Consider the following 261-nt stretch of genomic DNA (forward strand, 5'->3'; position numbering starts at 1 on the left):
GGGAAACGTACACCACGTGTATCAACACCAAATTTAGTGTAGTAGTAATCACAAAGCAGTTCCCTAGAAACTTTAGTCACACCGTACATTGTATTCGGACGTTGAATAGTTACTTGAGGTGTGTTGTCCATTGGAGTGCTTGGTCCAAAGGCAGCAATAGATGATGGTGAGAAGTATTGGAGGTTAAGTTCACGCGCTGTTTCTAAGGCATTAACCAAACCACCCATATTCAAATTCCAAGCAAATTGTGGCTTTGCTTCT

At 41.8% G+C, this 261-nt stretch carries 1 protein-coding gene; it reads right to left on the reverse strand.

Annotated features, from left to right (window positions below):
* Window positions 1-261 (reverse strand): NAD-dependent epimerase/dehydratase family protein (locus ETC27_RS18090; protein ID WP_136256078.1); only part of this gene is annotated, 261 nt, incomplete at both ends.

Origin of the sequence: Onishia niordana, from assembly GCF_004798965.1 — a bacterium.
GTDB classification, from domain to species: domain Bacteria; phylum Pseudomonadota; class Gammaproteobacteria; order Pseudomonadales; family Halomonadaceae; genus Onishia; species Onishia niordana.